At 59.4% G+C, this 478-nt stretch carries 1 protein-coding gene; it reads left to right on the top strand.

What is annotated here, in order from left to right:
* A partial coding sequence (locus EH240_RS37465; protein WP_125007295.1) for an extracellular solute-binding protein occupies nucleotides 1–436 on the top strand: 436 nt, incomplete at its 5' end.
* Nucleotides 437–478 lie beyond the last annotated feature (42 nt).

Consider the following 478-nt stretch of genomic DNA (forward strand, 5'->3'; position numbering starts at 1 on the left):
CGAGTTCTGGCCCGCGCTGGAGCAGCCAACCCTGCAGAAGTCCAAACTTGACTGGGATTTCGTTGTAGGGAATGCGCCCGAAGGTAAGACGGCGATTGGCACCTACGGCGGGTGGAACCTTGCCGTCTTTGAAGCTTCCCAGCACAAGGAAGCCGCTTGGAAACTCATCCAGTTCCTAACCCGCGAAGACGTGAACGGCGATGTTGTCGAGCTTGTTCCGGCAAACATGAAGGCCGCAAAGAGCTTTTTGGCGGCAAACCGCAAGGGTGCGGATCTCATCATCCCTCATCTCGAGAGTGCCTCACCCCGGCCGTTGTCGCCTCGCTATCTCGAAGTCGCCGACATCGAGGTGACCCTAGCGCAGGATGTATTTTCCGGAATGGAGCCGCAGAAGGCAGCCGGCAAGGCCTGCACTGCTATCGACGCCCTTAACTAGTCACCAGGACTGAGCCAGGCTCGGGCTTTGCCCCGAGCCCGG

Source organism: Mesorhizobium tamadayense (assembly GCF_003863365.1).
Taxonomy (GTDB): domain Bacteria; phylum Pseudomonadota; class Alphaproteobacteria; order Rhizobiales; family Rhizobiaceae; genus Mesorhizobium; species Mesorhizobium tamadayense.